Here is a 15,445-nt window from a genome sequence, read left to right on the forward strand (position 1 = left end):
ATTAAATCCTCTCTTGCAAAGCTCCGCACAATTCTATGCATTTTTTTACCAGAATTTCCTGAGCATCTATATAAAATTCGCTCAGATTGTATAATTTATTATAATATGACAGCTCTGTACATCCAAGAATAATGGCCTGAGCACCTTTTTCTGTAAGTTCTTCTGATATTTTTCCAAACATTTCTTTGTCAGGGTCTATCCCAGCCTTTACCTGATCATATATTATATTCATAATATATGATTGTTTTTCTTCCGATGGAAGAATAATCTCTATACCATGTTTTTTCATTTTCGTTTCATATATCTTGCTTTTTATAGTGCCTGCTGTTGCCATAAGTCCAACCTTATTTATATTTCTCTTTTTGATTACAGCCGCAGTCTCTTCTATCATGTCAATAAATGAAATATCGTTTTCTGATTTTAGTTTGTCAATAAAATAGTGCGAGGTATTGCAAGGCATAGCAATATAATCTACTCCAAATTTAATTAGTTTTTCAACGTCATTTTTCAATCTTGAGTAAACTGGCTCTGTAGATCCACTGAGTATTGCAGTGGTTCTGTCCGGCATACTTGCATGATTTATTATTACCATATCTATATGGTCTTGATCTTTTTGCGCAACAGTGTTATCTATTATATCTTGATAAAAGCACTGAGTAGCCTGTGGTCCCATACCGCCTATAACTCCTAAGGTTTTTCTTGGATACATTATTTGCCTCCCATATATTTTTTATACTTTGCATAATGCGACAACTGGGATTTAATTAACGATAATGTTCTTTTTAATGATTTATCTTTGTCATAAAAAAGTGGATTCACATACTCACCCTTGCTAATAAGTTTTCTCATCTCATTTTTACATTTTTCATCTGCTATATACTTAAACGCAACCTGCTTTGGTATAACCATCCAGAGTTTTTGATTTGATACAAGTATTGTATCTTCATTTGTTTTGTTAAACATATATTCATCAACAATTATCTTTGCAAGGTTATATCCTGAGTTAGTTACATAAAAGTTGCTTCGTCCCTGTCTTGGGTTTATTTCAAAGGCCTTATATTTTCCATCTCTTTCATCATATTTAATATCAAAGTTAGAAAATCCTTTATAGTCTAGTTTTTCAAGTAAAAGATTGTACTTATCATAGAGCTCTTTATTATATTCATTTAAAATAACCGCATGGTTCCCAATTCCTTTTGGAGTGTGTTCCTCAAGTAAAACATGACCTAAAGCCATAAGCTTTACCTTGGCATTTCTATCAGAGTAAGAAGTCAGTACTCTCATATTTGAATCATCTCCAGGAATGAATTCCTGAACTACTATACTTTTTGAGTAGCCTGACTTAAATATTTTATTTAATATAGATTTTAATTCATTTTTTGTGTTTACAAGAAAAACTTTATCCTGCCCTTCAAACGGAAACCTCCAGTAGTCAACACTGTCAGCCGGCTTTATTATATAAGGAGCTGCAAAGCCCGGATCAATATCAGTACTTGTTTCTTTTTCATATATAAAGGTTGAAGGATAATCAATGCCATATTCTTGGCACATTTCATAAAATGTTTTTTTGTCTGTAAGTGGCTCGATTTTTGAAAAATTCATGTAGGGCGCTATTATATTTTCTCTGAGATCATTCAGATTTCTGCTGATAACCTCCACATAACTGTCTCCACAACCAATTAAAATTATCTTTTTATCACTATTGTTTTTTGCAAATGTATTTATTTTATTCAAAAATATTTCTTTAGTATCCATTTTGGGATGAGCGTCCAATTCTAAAATTTTACTATTTTTGCACGGACCACTTATACTTTTGCAAAAAACCATGGAATTTACATTATATTCCTGGTGAAATGCTCTTGCCATACTGTATACGTTTATGTCATTTCCCATAAACACTGGAATGAAATTGTTTTTCATCTGATATTCCTCCAAATCGTTTTTAAATCTTAACTTATATATTTTTTATAAAAATCAAATATATATAAAGCAATATAAATATTACAGGTTGATGCAATATATAAATAATTAAAGAATTCCTGCCTGTAAAGTTCAATACTTGACTGTGCTTTATATATGCTCCATCCGGAATTTTTTTATTTATTTTTAATCTCACAGAAAAAACACCTGCATAAAACAAAAATATGTGCGGTATAATTGGAAAATAGTCTGCGGACCTAAAGAATGCATCCGGAAACCCCAAAATTGAAGTTAGTGTATTTTTATAAAGGTGTTCAGGTAAAGTTATTATATACAACCCGTCAATTCCAATATAACCGCTTTTTATATTATAGCAAATTATCAGTAAAAATAAACACAATAATACCATAATGTGTGCATTTTCATTTATTCTTTTAAAATTATTTTTTAACAATCTCTTAATGATATCTAAGCTTATCATCGAAAATCCTAAAAAGTGCAAAATTCCAAATACTATAAATTCCTGAGGTATTAAAAAGTATGTAGCTATGCTTATTAAAATAGATAAAGCGAAAATTCTTGTTCCTCTTTTGAGTATATTTTTTGATTTTGAACTTGAAATTCCAGATATGAATATAAATGAACTTGAAATAAAAATTTGAAAATATTTCATAAAATCATTATTAAACAAGTTTACACTTTCATTAAGGTGAAAAACATACTGATAGGAATACAAAAAATGATATATTATCATACATATGACTACAAAACCTCTAGCTTCATCCAATACAGTAATGCGTTTATGCTCTGACATACATACTCCATTCAAAAAACAAGGAGACCTTAGTCTCCCTGATATTTTATATTCATTGCTATTTCATAGACTCTATTTTTGGATATTTTTAATTCTTTACTTACTAATCTTACTGCATCTTTTTTGCTATACTTTTCTTCAAGTCTTGACTTAATAAGATTTTCAATATCAAAATCTGTAAATTCAAATTCTATTACTTCCTTATTTCCTTCGACTATAAGGACAAGTTCTCCCTTTGCTGGTTTTTCTTCAAGAAAAGTCAACAACTCTGATACGTTTTTTCTTACATATGTTTCAAACTTCTTACTTATCTCTCTGGCAAGTACTACCTTTCGATTTCCTAATACATCCAATATATCTTCAAGCAAATCTTTTATCCTGTGCGGAGATTCATAAAATATGAGCTCTCCTTTATAGGTTTTATGGGCTTCAAGTACCAATTTTCTCTCTTTGGTCTTCCTTGAAACAAATCCCACAAAAGTAAATTCTTCTTCTACTATTCCTGAACCAATTGCTGCAGTTACAAAAGCGCAAGGACCAGGCAATACGGTAAATTCCAAATTTTTCTCTATAGCCGCTTCAATCAGTATCTTACCCGGATCTTGTATTCCAGGCATTCCCGCATCGGATACAAGTGCAATGTTTAGACCATTTTGCAAGTCTGTTATTATTGAATCAGCTTTAACAAACTCATTATGTTCATGGACGCTTACAAGCTTGTTTTTTATATCATAGTGATTCAATAGTTTTATGGTATGTCTGGTGTCTTCACAGGCAATATAGTCAACCTCTTTTAATGTATTAAGCACCCTGATTGTAATATCTTCCAAGTTTCCTATGGGTGTGGGACAAATATACAGCATTTAGAAACCTCCTAAAATTTTACTTTTATAAATTTCATTTATCTCATCTGTATATGTTCCATCAAGGTTATAAACGTGAAGAGGAGCTAACATTTTCACACCTTTATTCCCAGATTTTACATATTTTATCAATATCAGATTGGGAGCTTTTTTTATGTCCGGGTATACAAATTTAATTTCTTTTGGTTCAAGCTTGTATTTTCTTCCTGTTTCTATCAAATCAACAAGCCTGTCTGGCCTGTGAATCATAAATAAAGGCTTATTGGGCTTAAGAAGATAAGCTGCAGTTTCTAATATATCATTGAGATTACATTTCACTTCATGTCTTGATATCATTTTTTTGATGTTTTCTGATTTTATTGTATCAGTCTTAAAATAAGGAGGGTTTGATACGACAAAATCCATTGATGAATTTTCAAAATACTTTTTCTTATTTTTTATATCATCATTTATTATTTCAATCCTGGATTCGAGCTCGTTCATGATTACAGATCGCTTCGCCATTTCGTACACTTCTTCTTGAATCTCTACTCCATAAATTTTTGAAGCTTGTGACTTTGCTGCAAGAATTATAGGTATAATTCCAGTGCCAGTACCAAGGTCTACTCCACAATCGCCTCTTTTTATTTTACAGAAATTTGCAATAAGGACTGCATCTATACCAAATTTAAAACCCTCATTAGATTGAATAATCTTAAGTCCATTAAGTTGAAGATCTTCTATAGTCTCATTAGTTTTCAAGTTCACATTAAACCTCTAGTAATACTTTCAATTCTTTTTCAAGTTCTCTGTCAATTTTATCATTGGCTCTTCTTGCATATTTTAAAACAGTAATATCTTTAAGTTTATATCTTTTTATTTCTACGGTGTCATTATTTTTATCAATCTGAACTTTAAGCTCTTCTGTAATGACATATACATCCAAAACTTTTCCGTCTCCGTCAGCCGTCTTTACCCTGCTTCCAGGGGCCGGCATTACTGATATCATCTCTTCGTACATTTCATGTTCGTATTTCAGGCAGCAGAATAATCTACCACAAATCCCTGAAATTTTAGTTGGATTGAGTGAAAGATTCTGATCTTTTGCCATTTTAATTGACACTGACTGAAAATCTCCCAGCCATGTTGAACAGCACAGCGGCCTTCCACAACATCCAAGGCCTCCAAGATTTTTCGCTTCATCTCTGACCCCAATTTGTCTTAATTCTATTCTTGTCCTAAATATTGCAGCCAAGTCTTTTACAAGTTCTCTGAAATCGATTCTTCCCTCTGCAGTAAAATAAAAAATAAGTTTATTTCTATCCAAAGTATATTCAGTACCCATAATAACCATATCCAGATCATGGTCTATAGACTTTTTTTGAAAAACTTTTCCTGCTTCGGTTGCCATCACTTTGTTTTCTTCGTAATGTTTTATGTCTTCCTCGTCCGCTGATCTTAAAACAGGCTTTAGCGGTGCAATTATCTCTGATTCTTCTATTTCTCTGTTTGCTATTGCAATATTTCCTAATTCTAAACCTCTTGCAGTTTCAACTATTATCTGATCTCCTGAATTATAGATACATCCATTTGGAGAAAAATAATAAATTTTACCTGCCTTTTTAAATCTGACTCCTACTATTTCAACTTTCATTTTTCCTCCAAAATCCTGTACAACAACATGTCCATACATAAATTTTTGTTGCAGTTGGCATTTATGAATGTGTGACATTCCTGAGCCCACATTATTTTATGCATTATTCCTGTTGCGTACTTGTCGCTTAACAAAGAATCTTTCAACAAATCTTTCATAGAAGTTATAGCATTTTTAAGCAAATCAAGTATTTCTTCTTTTTCATACTTACTTTCAATTATGTTAAAAATTTCTTTCTCGCAGATACCATGCGTTGCATCTCCGTAAAGCGATTTTTCTTCATTTACAGTAGCTACATCAGTACTATTTAAATATACATAATATGCACGCGATTTTATAGTATCAAGTATATTTACTGTATTATTACATATAGCAAAAACTCTGGTATCTGCAGGTAATTCTTCAATGCTCTTTAATAAAGCATTTTGAGCAAGCTCCCCTATCCGATCAAAATTTTTGAATATGATAAATTTAGTATTTCCATACGGTTTAAGACCTATTTCAAATATGATCCGTTTTATATCTGCAATCTGCAATTCAGAAGATTCGTAAATACGAACATCCATGTTATTGCAAAAATCTGGAATACCATAATTTTCAGACAGCACTGACACCAGGCTTTCAAATACACTTCCATTGTTTTCTATCAAAAAAAATGCAGAGTTAGAATTTAGCATGCTATCTATATTGTTTTTATATCCCATACATGACACCTTCAATGGTCTTGATTATTTCAGAATTTATTTCTTCAGGTCTTTTGATATGGCCTTTTTCATTTACGCATGTAATTCTGTTCCATAAGAGCTTATTGCAAATGTCAACAGCATTTTCATATGATTTTCTAAGATAATCTTCATTTGATTCATGTATATCTTTGATCTTTTCTCCGGTAATTTTATTGTCTCTGTTTTTCATCAATTCAATTGATTTTTCATAGGGCATATCCAAAAAAATTGTTATATCTGGCTGGGGCACAGAAAAAATCCTATATTCCATGTCCTCTATCCAGTCAATATATTCCAGACGTTCATTATAATCTTCAATTTTTGATGCCTGATTTATAATATTAGAGGACGTATATCTGTCACTTATTATAATATAACCTTCATCATAATATTTTTTCCAAGAAGTCCTAAATGATGCAAATCTGTCGCAGGCAAAAAATATAGAAGCTACCTCAGCGCTTACATCTCCTGGATTTTTTCCAAAATCACCATTCAAGTACATTTTCACCAGTGCTGATGAATCGCTGTCGTAATCTGGAAAGGATATTTGTCTGGTTTTTAATCCTTTTTTCTCAAAATACTCATAAGTCATCTTAGTTTGAGTTTGTTTCCCAGAAGAATCTGTGCCCTCTATACTTATTAACATTTTATTAATCCTTTATAATATTATTTGTAGTTTATTTTCGAAACATCAATTATATTTTCAATCATTTCATTTGCAAGATTCAGCAGATTGAGTCTATTGTTTCTTACATCCATATCCTCATCCATAATCATTACAGCATCAAACATGGAATTTATATATGGAGTCAACGCTTCATAAAATTTAATTGCTGTTATATAGTTTCTGCTGTTTAGAGCAGAATTGATTTCCACTTTAATATCATTACATTTTTCATACAATTCCGATTCAGATTCATTTACAAATAAATCTGCATTTACCCCGGTATATTCTTGAGATTTAAGAATGTTCTGTACTCTAATTATTGTACTGATAGATTCAGACCGGTCTTCTTTAAGCCATAGTTCAACGTCTCTGGCAATCTTGATAAGTTCATGTAAAGATATGTTTTCATTGTCTATTACTGAATTTATTACATCATATTTTATACCCATATCGAGCATAAGGTTGTTTAATCTTTGTTTGAAAAACTCAGCCATTTCGGTCATAGTCTTGCTCTTGTCTAAAGTTTCAAACTGGGATAATGATATTTCAAAAACATCTCTAAGCCTTATATCAAAATCATTGTTCATGAGTATATGGATGATTCCAATAGCTTGTCTTCTCAGCGCGTAAGGGTCCTGAGATCCTGTAGGCTGTATTCCTATCGAAAAGAAACCTGCTATAGAATCCATTTTATCTGCTATAGACAGCAAAGTTCCTTCTTTTGTCTGAGGCAATGAATCATTGGCATTTCTTGGCAGATAATGCTCATATATAGCTTCACTGACAATAGGATTTTCTTTATCCAGTATTGAATAATATCTTCCCATGATCCCCTGCAATTCCGGAAATTCAAATACCATTGCAGTAGTAAGGTCCGCCTTAGAAAGTAATGCTGCCCTGCTTATGTGTGTTTTATCGATTTTCAATACTTCTGCTAACATCAGTGCCGATTTTGCAATTCTGTCTACCTTGTTTCTCATAGTTCCAAGTTTTTTTTGAAATACTATGGTATCAAGACCTGAAACAAAGCTCTCCAGTGTCTTTTTAGTGTCTTCTTCATAGAAAAATTTTGCATCCATCAATCTGGCAACCAAAACTCTCTCATTACCTTTTCTTACATTTTCGATCATGTAATCGTTACCATTTCTTACCGTAATGAAGTAGTTCATCAATTTTCCAGACTTATCTCTGACTGGAAAATATCTTTGATGAGACTCCATAGGAGTTATTATAACTTCCTCTGGGAGTTCTAAATACTCCTTTGCATAACTACCATAAAATGCAGTAGGATATTCAACTATAAAATTTACTTCTTCAAGAATTTTTTCATCTATGACCGCCACTCCATTTAAAGTTTTCGCGACAGCTTTTACCTGTTCAAGTATCATCTGTCTTCTTTCGTCCTGATCTAAAATTACAAAATTATCTCTTAATTTTTGTTTGTAATCCTCAAAATCAGTTATCACAAAATCTTCATTGCATAAGAATCTATGTCCCTTAGTTATATTAGTCGTTTTTATTCCCTCAATATCAAAAGATTGATGTTTTCCATAATAAACACACATAAACCATCTTATAGGTCTGATGAATTTTAGATTTTTACCGCCCCATCTCATAGGCTTTGGAAAGTTAACTCCTCTGACTACATTTTCAAGAATTTCTTTGACAAATAGTATAGTCTCTTTTCCGGGTTTTTCGACATTAAGAAATATATACTCATCATCTCCTACTTTTCTCAATTCCACATTTTCAATGCTTCCTTTTTTCCCTTTTACAAATCCGGTTAATGCCTTGGTTGGATTGCCTTCAGTGTCATACGCTATCTTTTTTGCCGGTCCCTTGTATTCTTCTTTTAAGTCTCTCTGCTTTTCATCAATGTTTTTTACAAGTATTGCAAATCGTCTTGGAGTTGCCTTTATTTCTATTTCATCAAACTGAACATTAAGATCATTAAGATTTTTTGAAAGTATATCTTTCATTTCTTTAAGTGCATTATTGATATACCTTGCCGGTATTTCTTCTGTTCCTATCTCATAAAATAAATCTCTATTCATGTCCATTACTCCTTTTCAAAAGAGGATGTCCCATTTCTGCTCTCTGTTCAACATAGGTGCTGGCTATTTTTTTCGCCATGTTCCTTACTTTCGCGATGTATTCTGCCCTCTGGCTTACACCTATTGCTCCTCTTGCATCAAGCAAATTAAAAGTGTGTGAACATTTTAACACATAGTCATACGCAGGCATTACAAGGCCTTTTTCAATAAGTTTGAGTGCTTCGCCTTCAAAAACTACAAACTGGTTGAAGAGCATTTCTTTGTCCGACTCATCAAAACTGTATACAGAGTGCTCGTATTCAGCTTTTCTGAAAACATCCCCATACTTAATATCATCTGTATAATCAAGATCGTATACGTCATTTTTATTTTGTATATACAAAGCAAGCCTCTCCAGACCATAGGCCAATTCGGCTGACTCAAGTTCACAATCAATAGCGCCTACTTGTTGAAAATAGGTATATTGAGTTATTTCCATTCCATCAAGCCAAACCTCCCATCCAAGCCCCCAGGCTCCAAAAGTTGGGTTTTCCCAGTTATCTTCTACAAATCTAATGTCATGTTCCAAGGGGTCAATCCCTATTGCTCTGAGCGAATTTAAATATAAGTCCTGGACATTGTCAGGTGAAGGTTTTAGTATAACTTGTAATTGATGATGCTGATAAAGTCTGTTTGGATTTTCTCCATACCTTGCATCAGCAGGTCTTCTTGATGGTTCAACATAACATACCTTCCAGGGTTCTGGTCCAAGCGATCTTAAAAAAGTCTGTGGATTAAGTGTTCCCGCGCCTTTTTCGCTATCGTATGCCTGCATAAGTATACAGCCTTGTCCTGACCAGTATTCCTGTAATTTTAATATCATATTCTGGAAATTCATATGTGCCTCCCTGTGTAATTGCTTGGACGATAATGCTAAAGTTCTTATTTTATAAATTCTGAAGTAATGTCTGCGGCATCCTTCCATATTTTTTCAATGTTATAAAAGCCTCTTTCTTCGTCTTTAAAAACGTGAACTATAACATCTCCATAATCCAAAAGTATCCATCTTGAAGTTCCAAACCCTTCTTTAACACGAGGCTCAGTTCCATTTTTAGCAAGTTCATCTTCAATCGCATCTGCTATCGATTTTACTTTTCTTTCATTATCTGCACTCGCAATAACAAAATAATCTGCAATTGAAGTCAATTCTGATACATCCAGAATCTTTATATCGTCAGCTTGTTTCTCATCCATTTGTGTATAAATAGTATTTAACATATCTCTCATTAGCTAAAATCCTTTCCTAATACAATAACAATGTCTGGTTCACTTGAAACTATATTTTTAGTCCCTTCTTGAACTTTCCCTGTTCTTAAAATGCCTTTTATCTTATTGGCAAAAATTAAATCATCTTTATAATAAATAATTGTATTCTCTACATTAAAATCATTTGCATTACCAGTCGCAGTGACTGTTATATCTTCTATTTTCAAAAGATCTGATGCTCTTCTTGCTATCCCACTTACACCATTCCCATTCATAACCTGAATCTTATAATTTTTTGTGTCTTTTGGGGGTGCTACTTTTTTAGTAGAAACCTCGGTTGTGTTTTTTATTCCTGTTTGATTTCCTGGAGTCTGATTTGAGTCTTCAACAATTTCAGCTTCTGGGACTGGGTAGTCACCTGATAGCAGATACGTCATATCTGCAGCCATTTCTTCTTCATTTACAGAATAGTAGGAAATTCCTCCTATCATACTTGGCTCACCAGGTATTGTTTTTTTCTCTATCCTGTTTACATCTACAGTCAGTGCCTGCTTTGCAACCACCAACATGTTCTTCATAGTCATATCTGTTTCAACATATTTTGACATTGTATCTAAATATTTTGGGATATTAATTATAGAAGATGGAGATTTGACTTTTTTAAACAGAGCATCTAAAAACATTTGCTGCGCCTTTATTCTTCCAAGATCTTGATTTGCATAACCTTTTCTAAATCTTAAGAACCCCATTGCCTGTTCTCCATTTAATGTCTGAATTCCTTTTTTAAGATTTATATTAAGAGGTGGCTTGGCTACAGAATCCACATATCTCATGTCTACGGGGACATCAACTTCTATTCCTCCCAGATCATCTACTGTTTTAAACAGTGCTCTATAGTCAACTTTAACATAATGATGTATAGGTATATCCAGGAAGTTTTTTATTGTAGAAAGCGCAAGTTCAGTCCCTCCATAGGAGTGTGCATGGTTTACCTTATCAAAGCCTCCCCCATTAGCGATTTCAACTCTAGTATCTCTTGGAACAGAAAGTAAAAATCCAGTTTTAGTTATAGGGTCAATACTCAAAACCATTATCGTATCTGTTCTGGTTCCAATACCGGCGCCATCATTTTCTAAAGTATCTACTCCTAATAAGAGTATATTTACTCTTTCCTTATAAGTGCTTATATCTAAATCTTCAAATTCATCCGTTACGTTAGTTTCATTACTTTCGGTTGCTTCATTAACATCATTCTTAAAGTAAAAATACATTGCGGTACTTATTACCATAGAAAAAACTACAAATAAAATTAAAAATATCTTCAAAAAACTCTTCATATATTCACCTCTTTATTTTTATCTATAAAATAGTTCCTTGCGGTCACAGAGTCAGGGTGAATCTTATGATCACTATTAAGTAGATGGGTTATAGTATGTTTATAAATCATCAAAATCGCCTTATTTATATCATGAAAAGCCAAATCTCTTACTGCCTCAACTCCAGGATACTTTCTACCCGGTTCAATTGAGTCAGCCACAAATATTATTTTTTCAATCATTGACATATAAGCTCTGCCAGTCGTATGAAAGGATATAGCGTTTAATATGTCTTCATCGTATATTCCATATTCTTTTTTAGCTATTTCTGCTGCCAGTTTTGAATGCGATAATTGAATAGAGTCTTTTTCAAGTATATCCAATTTTACACAATACTCCAATATAGTTTGTTGTACTTGGTCTTTCGTGAACTGTTTGGCATAGTCATGAAATATTGCTGCAATCCTGCATTTTTGAACATCTTCGCCATATATATCTGCAAGCTTTGAAGATGTGTTCACTACCCCAATGACATGTTGATACCTCTTTGAAGTCATTATTGATTTAATTTTCCTGTCTACTTCTTTGTATATATCCTTATAATCCTTCATTTTTTTCCTTATATAAATTATTGGTTTTTATATACTTTATTATTTTATTATTTAAACCGTTTATTTCTCCAAAATCTCCGTTTATCTTGTCTCTTATTTCACTTGAAGAAACATTGTCCGTAAAAGCCCCAATATAATGTATTTTTGTACTATGTTTTTTTTCAAGATAATCTATTTTTTTAAATAGTTCTTCAGTTGTAGATACTTCAGGGCGCTCAAATACTATGAGTTCACAAAGCTTTAGTATCTCATTGGGATTGTTCCAACTTTCTACTTGAAATACACAGTCTGAACCAACTATAAAATATAATTTATCACCCGGATATATTAACTTTAAAGCTCTTAACGTATCCACAGTATATGACTTTTTATTGTTTATCTTGTTTTCTATGTTTGAAACAGAAAAACCTTCTATTCCGTCTATTGCCAGCTCCACCATGCTAAACCTGTGATGAAATGATTCTATCTCTGGGCCCGACTTATGCGGAGGATTTGCAGAAGGAATAAAGATAACTTGATTAAGTTTCAATAATTCCTTAGATTTGTCTGCCATCTTTATATGCATAGAATGAATAGGATTAAATGTACCTCCAAGTATACCTATTTTTTTCAAAGCAATATCCCTCCGATTATTTTCTTGGCAAAATTATCTGAGGATCTCTTCTGAAACCTCTATATAAAACTATTTTACTTCCAATACACTGTATGCATTCAGCATTTAATTTATCTGCTAAGACACTTCCAGCTTCTTTACTCGAAAGTCCAGAATTGTCAAGAAGCTTGATCTTTATTAATTCTCTTGTTATCATTGTTTCCTCTATAGAATCAATTACACTATCTGTTATCCCTTCTTTTCCTACATGTGTTGTTGGTTGAATGGTATTTGATAGACCTCTTAAAAACGCTCTTTGTTTGCTTGTAATCATATATTTCTCCTACTCAAAAAAATCGAATTCTAATTCATAAATTTTAACAGTGTCTCCATCTTCAATACCCATTGCTCTTAATCTATCAAATACCTTGAATTTATCAAGCATTTTCTGGAAATATCTTATAGATTCCATATCTTCAAAATGAACAGAGTATAACAGTTTTTCAAGGGCTGTTCCCTCCACTATATATGCTCCATTTTCAATCCTTATATCTATTTTGTCTATTTCGCTTTCTTCAGCTACATCTTCGATAAAATATTCTTCTTCATCAAATATTTCAGATTCTTCCGCTTCTTTTAATATCATATTAGCTTTATTGAGGACTTCCTGAACTCCTTGATTGGTTGCTGTAGACATTGGTATAACTTCATACCCTTCGCCTTCAAGAACTTCTTTGAATTTGTTTAGGACAACGTCATCTTCAAGTAAGTCTATCTTGTTGGCAGCTACTATCTGTGGCCTGTTTGCAAGTTTAGGATTATACTTTTTAATTTCATCGTTTATTTTTCTAAAATCATCAAGTGGATCTCTGCCTTCAATTCCAGATATATCAACAATATGAATAAGGACTTTAGTTCTTTCTACATGTCTCAGAAAGTCATGTCCAAGCCCAGTTCCTTCACTAGCACCTTCTATAAGCCCTGGTATGTCCGCAATTACAAAACTGTCTCCGCTCTTTAAATTTGCAACTCCAAGATTTGGATATAAAGTCGTGAAATGATAGTTTGCTATTTTCGGATTTGCCTTTGTTACTATAGATAAGAATGTTGATTTTCCTACATTTGGAAATCCCAGAAGTCCAATATCTGCAATAAGTTTAAGTTCAAGAACTATATTTCGCTCATGTCCTTCTCTGCCAGCTTGTGCAAAAGCCGGAGCCTGTCTTATGGAGTTTTTGAAGTGAGTATTTCCTTTTCCTCCAGTGCCACCTCTTACGGCTATATAGGTGTCCCCTTCTTTTGAAAGATCCGCAATCACAAGATTGGTCTTCTCGTCTCTTACTACTGTTCCAGCAGGTACTTTAAGAATTAGATTTTCACCATTCTTGCCGTGCATGTTGGCGCCTCTTCCTTTTCCACCCTCTTCTGCCACGTATTTTCTTTTGTATTTAAAATCCATCAGAGTTCTCATGTTAGTATCAACTACGAGCATGATGTTTCCACCACGACCTCCGTCTCCACCGTTTGGGCCTCCAGCTGGTACATATATCTCTCTTCTGAAAGCAACGGCACCATCTCCTCCGTTTCCAGCTTTTAGATGTATATGTGCTTTATCAATAAACATTTTTTATTCTCCTTTTTATCATGTTACTTAATGTATTCAATTACTGGAACCCCTCCACAATAATAGAGTTTTATTACAGTACAATTATCAATTTTAAAATTCCAATATAAGCTGTCATTTTTAAGCAAAATATGTGATATGAGAGCTTGTATCACTCCACCGTGAGATACTATTACAATTTCATTAACATCCTTGTATTTCTCTTTTATTATTTCATATGAATGGGCCACTCTTGAAAAAAAAACCTTCTTATCTTCGCCCCCAGGATATTTGAAATTTTCACTGTCATCGTATAGGTTTTTGAAGGATTCCGGAAATTCCATTTCAATCTCTTTATGTGTCATTCCTTCAAAATCCCCAAAGTCAAACTCACTGATTCCATCCTCAACGACAACTTCAAAACCAAGTGACTTTGCTGTGAAAAATGCTCTCTTTCTTGGGGAGCTTATTACCACGGGTTCTCCAAATTCGCCAATTTTGGCTAAAATTTGATTTTTTATATCATTTTGCGAGTCGATTAACTCGCTTTCCGTTTTACCACACAAAGCGCCTTTTAAATTCGCCCGTGTTCTTGCATGTCTTATTAAATAAATAGATTGCATAAAAACACTCCAGTGTAAAATACAGGTATATGCAAAGTTTCAGATATTTCACATATAGCGCCTAAAATATCACCTGATATCCCATCAATTTTTTCGTATGAAAATTTTTTCAAATTTATAACTATGAAATGTAGAATGAAAACAGTAAATATAAGAGATAATCCATATATTAATCCATAGCTAACATACATTATCAAAGATATAATCGCTCCATAAAATAATATTATACCATAATAATATCTTTTACTCAATTTCCCAATAAAAGGTTCCCCCATTATAGATTTGCTTATGGTTTTTCCTTTGTAGCAAGCCATTACCAATGACATTCTGCCTATTACCGGCATTGTTAAAATCATTATATATTTTCCGGATTCAATAACCATCTCAATAAGAGCTACTTTAAACAATATTATAAAAACCACTGCCAGGAGTCCCATGGCGCCGACTCTGGAATCTTTCATTATCAATATTATTTTTTCCTTGTCCCTGTAACTCAAAAGTCCATCAAAACTGTCCGAAAGTCCATCAAGATGCAATCCTCCGGTTATAACTACAAGCGCAAGCACTGTGATTATAGAACTTATATTGCTTGGGAATATCAAGCTGGATAAATAGGCCACAAGTACTAAAACACTTCCAATTATTATTCCCACAAAAGGAAAATAAAAAACATTCTCCACTTTTGCCTCATATTTAAATGGAATCTTTACTGGTATCCTTGTTAAAAATACAAGCGAACTTAAAAATCGATTAATATATTCTGACATTTCATATCCTCT

At 32.9% G+C, this 15,445-nt stretch carries 18 protein-coding genes; all 18 read right to left on the minus strand.

Features of this window, described 5'->3' with window-relative positions; genetic code table 11:
* Window position 1: 1 nt before the first annotated feature.
* The 18 genes from cuyB to cobS are packed head-to-tail and all read right to left on the minus strand — an operon-like array spanning window position 2 to window position 15,433.
* Window positions 2-709 (minus strand): cysteate racemase, encoded by a 708-nt coding sequence (gene cuyB, locus G558_RS0100375; protein ID WP_028828379.1) that lies wholly within the window; start codon window positions 707-709, stop codon window positions 2-4.
* Window positions 709-1,920 carry a carboxylate--amine ligase gene (locus tag G558_RS0100380; protein ID WP_028828380.1) on the minus strand — a complete coding sequence of 404 codons (1,212 nt, stop codon included), beginning with the start codon at window positions 1,918-1,920 and terminating at the stop codon, window positions 709-711. The genes cuyB and G558_RS0100380 overlap by 1 nt, the downstream gene beginning before the upstream one ends.
* A gap of 34 nt (window positions 1,921-1,954) precedes the next feature.
* The gene (locus G558_RS0100385) at window positions 1,955-2,734 is read right to left on the minus strand and encodes a heparan-alpha-glucosaminide N-acetyltransferase domain-containing protein (protein WP_028828381.1); all 780 of its coding nucleotides are present in this window, start codon (window positions 2,732-2,734) and stop codon (window positions 1,955-1,957) included.
* A gap of 29 nt (window positions 2,735-2,763) precedes the next feature.
* Window positions 2,764-3,597, minus strand: coding sequence for a 16S rRNA (cytidine(1402)-2'-O)-methyltransferase (rsmI, locus tag G558_RS0100390; protein WP_028828382.1), 834 nt, complete (start codon window positions 3,595-3,597; stop codon window positions 2,764-2,766).
* Window positions 3,598-4,344 carry a tRNA1(Val) (adenine(37)-N6)-methyltransferase gene (locus G558_RS0100395; protein WP_028828383.1) on the minus strand — a complete coding sequence of 249 codons (747 nt, stop codon included), beginning with the start codon at window positions 4,342-4,344 and terminating at the stop codon, window positions 3,598-3,600.
* Window position 4,345: 1 nt separating this feature from the next.
* Entirely contained in the window at window positions 4,346-5,230 is an 885-nt protein-coding gene (locus tag G558_RS11970; protein ID WP_036931287.1) for a PSP1 domain-containing protein, read from the minus strand.
* Window positions 5,227-5,934: a hypothetical protein gene (locus G558_RS0100405; protein ID WP_028828384.1), complete on the minus strand. Its 708-nt coding sequence runs from the start codon at window positions 5,932-5,934 to the stop codon at window positions 5,227-5,229. Before G558_RS0100405 ends, G558_RS11970 begins: the two co-directional genes overlap by 4 nt.
* Window positions 5,924-6,601 (minus strand): dTMP kinase, encoded by a 678-nt coding sequence (locus G558_RS0100410; RefSeq protein ID WP_036931288.1) that lies wholly within the window; start codon window positions 6,599-6,601, stop codon window positions 5,924-5,926. Before G558_RS0100410 ends, G558_RS0100405 begins: the two co-directional genes overlap by 11 nt.
* 20 nt (window positions 6,602-6,621) lie before the next feature.
* Window positions 6,622-8,676: a glycine--tRNA ligase subunit beta gene (glyS, locus tag G558_RS0100415; protein ID WP_028828386.1), complete on the minus strand. Its 2,055-nt coding sequence runs from the start codon at window positions 8,674-8,676 to the stop codon at window positions 6,622-6,624.
* Entirely contained in the window at window positions 8,669-9,553 is an 885-nt protein-coding gene (glyQ, locus tag G558_RS0100420) for a glycine--tRNA ligase subunit alpha (protein ID WP_028828387.1), read from the minus strand. The genes glyS and glyQ overlap by 8 nt, the downstream gene beginning before the upstream one ends.
* Window positions 9,554-9,597: 44 nt before the next feature.
* A complete protein-coding gene (gene rsfS, locus G558_RS0100425; RefSeq protein WP_028828388.1) occupies window positions 9,598-9,942 on the minus strand; it encodes a ribosome silencing factor in 345 nt (114 codons plus the stop codon).
* Window positions 9,942-11,258: an LCP family protein gene (locus G558_RS0100430; RefSeq protein ID WP_028828389.1), complete on the minus strand. Its 1,317-nt coding sequence runs from the start codon at window positions 11,256-11,258 to the stop codon at window positions 9,942-9,944. Before G558_RS0100430 ends, rsfS begins: the two co-directional genes overlap by 1 nt.
* Window positions 11,255-11,848 carry a bis(5'-nucleosyl)-tetraphosphatase (symmetrical) YqeK gene (gene yqeK, locus G558_RS0100435; RefSeq protein ID WP_036931291.1) on the minus strand — a complete coding sequence of 198 codons (594 nt, stop codon included), beginning with the start codon at window positions 11,846-11,848 and terminating at the stop codon, window positions 11,255-11,257. The genes G558_RS0100430 and yqeK overlap by 4 nt, the downstream gene beginning before the upstream one ends.
* Complete coding sequence (gene nadD, locus G558_RS0100440) at window positions 11,835-12,461, minus strand: nicotinate-nucleotide adenylyltransferase (protein ID WP_028828391.1); 627 nt, start codon at window positions 12,459-12,461, stop codon at window positions 11,835-11,837. Before nadD ends, yqeK begins: the two co-directional genes overlap by 14 nt.
* Before the next feature lie 16 nt (window positions 12,462-12,477).
* A complete protein-coding gene (locus tag G558_RS0100445) occupies window positions 12,478-12,774 on the minus strand; it encodes a YhbY family RNA-binding protein (RefSeq protein WP_028828392.1) in 297 nt (98 codons plus the stop codon).
* Between the two features lie 9 nt (window positions 12,775-12,783).
* Window positions 12,784-14,064, minus strand: a complete 1,281-nt coding sequence (obgE, locus tag G558_RS0100450; protein WP_028828393.1) for a GTPase ObgE — start codon at window positions 14,062-14,064, stop codon at window positions 12,784-12,786.
* A gap of 23 nt (window positions 14,065-14,087) precedes the next feature.
* Complete coding sequence (locus G558_RS0100455; RefSeq protein WP_028828394.1) at window positions 14,088-14,666, minus strand: histidine phosphatase family protein; 579 nt, start codon at window positions 14,664-14,666, stop codon at window positions 14,088-14,090.
* On the minus strand, window positions 14,648-15,433 hold the full coding sequence (gene cobS, locus G558_RS0100460; protein ID WP_051188378.1) for an adenosylcobinamide-GDP ribazoletransferase: 786 nt from the start codon (window positions 15,431-15,433) through the stop codon (window positions 14,648-14,650). The genes G558_RS0100455 and cobS overlap by 19 nt, the downstream gene beginning before the upstream one ends.
* Window positions 15,434-15,445 lie beyond the last annotated feature (12 nt).

It is taken from the genome of Proteocatella sphenisci DSM 23131, assembly GCF_000423525.1.
In the GTDB taxonomy this organism is placed as follows: domain Bacteria; phylum Bacillota; class Clostridia; order Peptostreptococcales; family Filifactoraceae; genus Proteocatella; species Proteocatella sphenisci.

What these genes read in the sequence shown, in the direction of transcription:
- glyS (WP_028828386.1), bottom strand. Translation starts at nt 8,676, where the DNA reads ATGAATAGAGATTTATTTTATGAGATAGGAACAGAAGAAATACCGGCA.
- glyQ (WP_028828387.1), bottom strand. Translation starts at nt 9,553, where the DNA reads ATGAATTTCCAGAATATGATATTAAAATTACAGGAATACTGGTCAGGA.
- G558_RS0100455 (WP_028828394.1), bottom strand. Translation starts at nt 14,666, where the DNA reads ATGCAATCTATTTATTTAATAAGACATGCAAGAACACGGGCGAATTTA.
- rsfS (WP_028828388.1), bottom strand. Translation starts at nt 9,942, where the DNA reads ATGAGAGATATGTTAAATACTATTTATACACAAATGGATGAGAAACAA.
- G558_RS0100410 (WP_036931288.1), bottom strand. Translation starts at nt 6,601, where the DNA reads ATGTTAATAAGTATAGAGGGCACAGATTCTTCTGGGAAACAAACTCAA.
- G558_RS11970 (WP_036931287.1), bottom strand. Translation starts at nt 5,230, where the DNA reads ATGAAAGTTGAAATAGTAGGAGTCAGATTTAAAAAGGCAGGTAAAATT.
- rsmI (WP_028828382.1), bottom strand. Translation starts at nt 3,597, where the DNA reads ATGCTGTATATTTGTCCCACACCCATAGGAAACTTGGAAGATATTACA.
- G558_RS0100430 (WP_028828389.1), bottom strand. Translation starts at nt 11,258, where the DNA reads ATGAAGAGTTTTTTGAAGATATTTTTAATTTTATTTGTAGTTTTTTCT.
- G558_RS0100405 (WP_028828384.1), bottom strand. Translation starts at nt 5,934, where the DNA reads ATGGGATATAAAAACAATATAGATAGCATGCTAAATTCTAACTCTGCA.
- G558_RS0100385 (WP_028828381.1), bottom strand. Translation starts at nt 2,734, where the DNA reads ATGTCAGAGCATAAACGCATTACTGTATTGGATGAAGCTAGAGGTTTT.
- obgE (WP_028828393.1), bottom strand. Translation starts at nt 14,064, where the DNA reads ATGTTTATTGATAAAGCACATATACATCTAAAAGCTGGAAACGGAGGA.
- cobS (WP_051188378.1), bottom strand. Translation starts at nt 15,433, where the DNA reads ATGTCAGAATATATTAATCGATTTTTAAGTTCGCTTGTATTTTTAACA.
- G558_RS0100380 (WP_028828380.1), bottom strand. Translation starts at nt 1,920, where the DNA reads ATGAAAAACAATTTCATTCCAGTGTTTATGGGAAATGACATAAACGTA.
- cuyB (WP_028828379.1), bottom strand. Translation starts at nt 709, where the DNA reads ATGTATCCAAGAAAAACCTTAGGAGTTATAGGCGGTATGGGACCACAG.
- G558_RS0100445 (WP_028828392.1), bottom strand. Translation starts at nt 12,774, where the DNA reads ATGATTACAAGCAAACAAAGAGCGTTTTTAAGAGGTCTATCAAATACC.
- yqeK (WP_036931291.1), bottom strand. Translation starts at nt 11,848, where the DNA reads ATGAAGGATTATAAGGATATATACAAAGAAGTAGACAGGAAAATTAAA.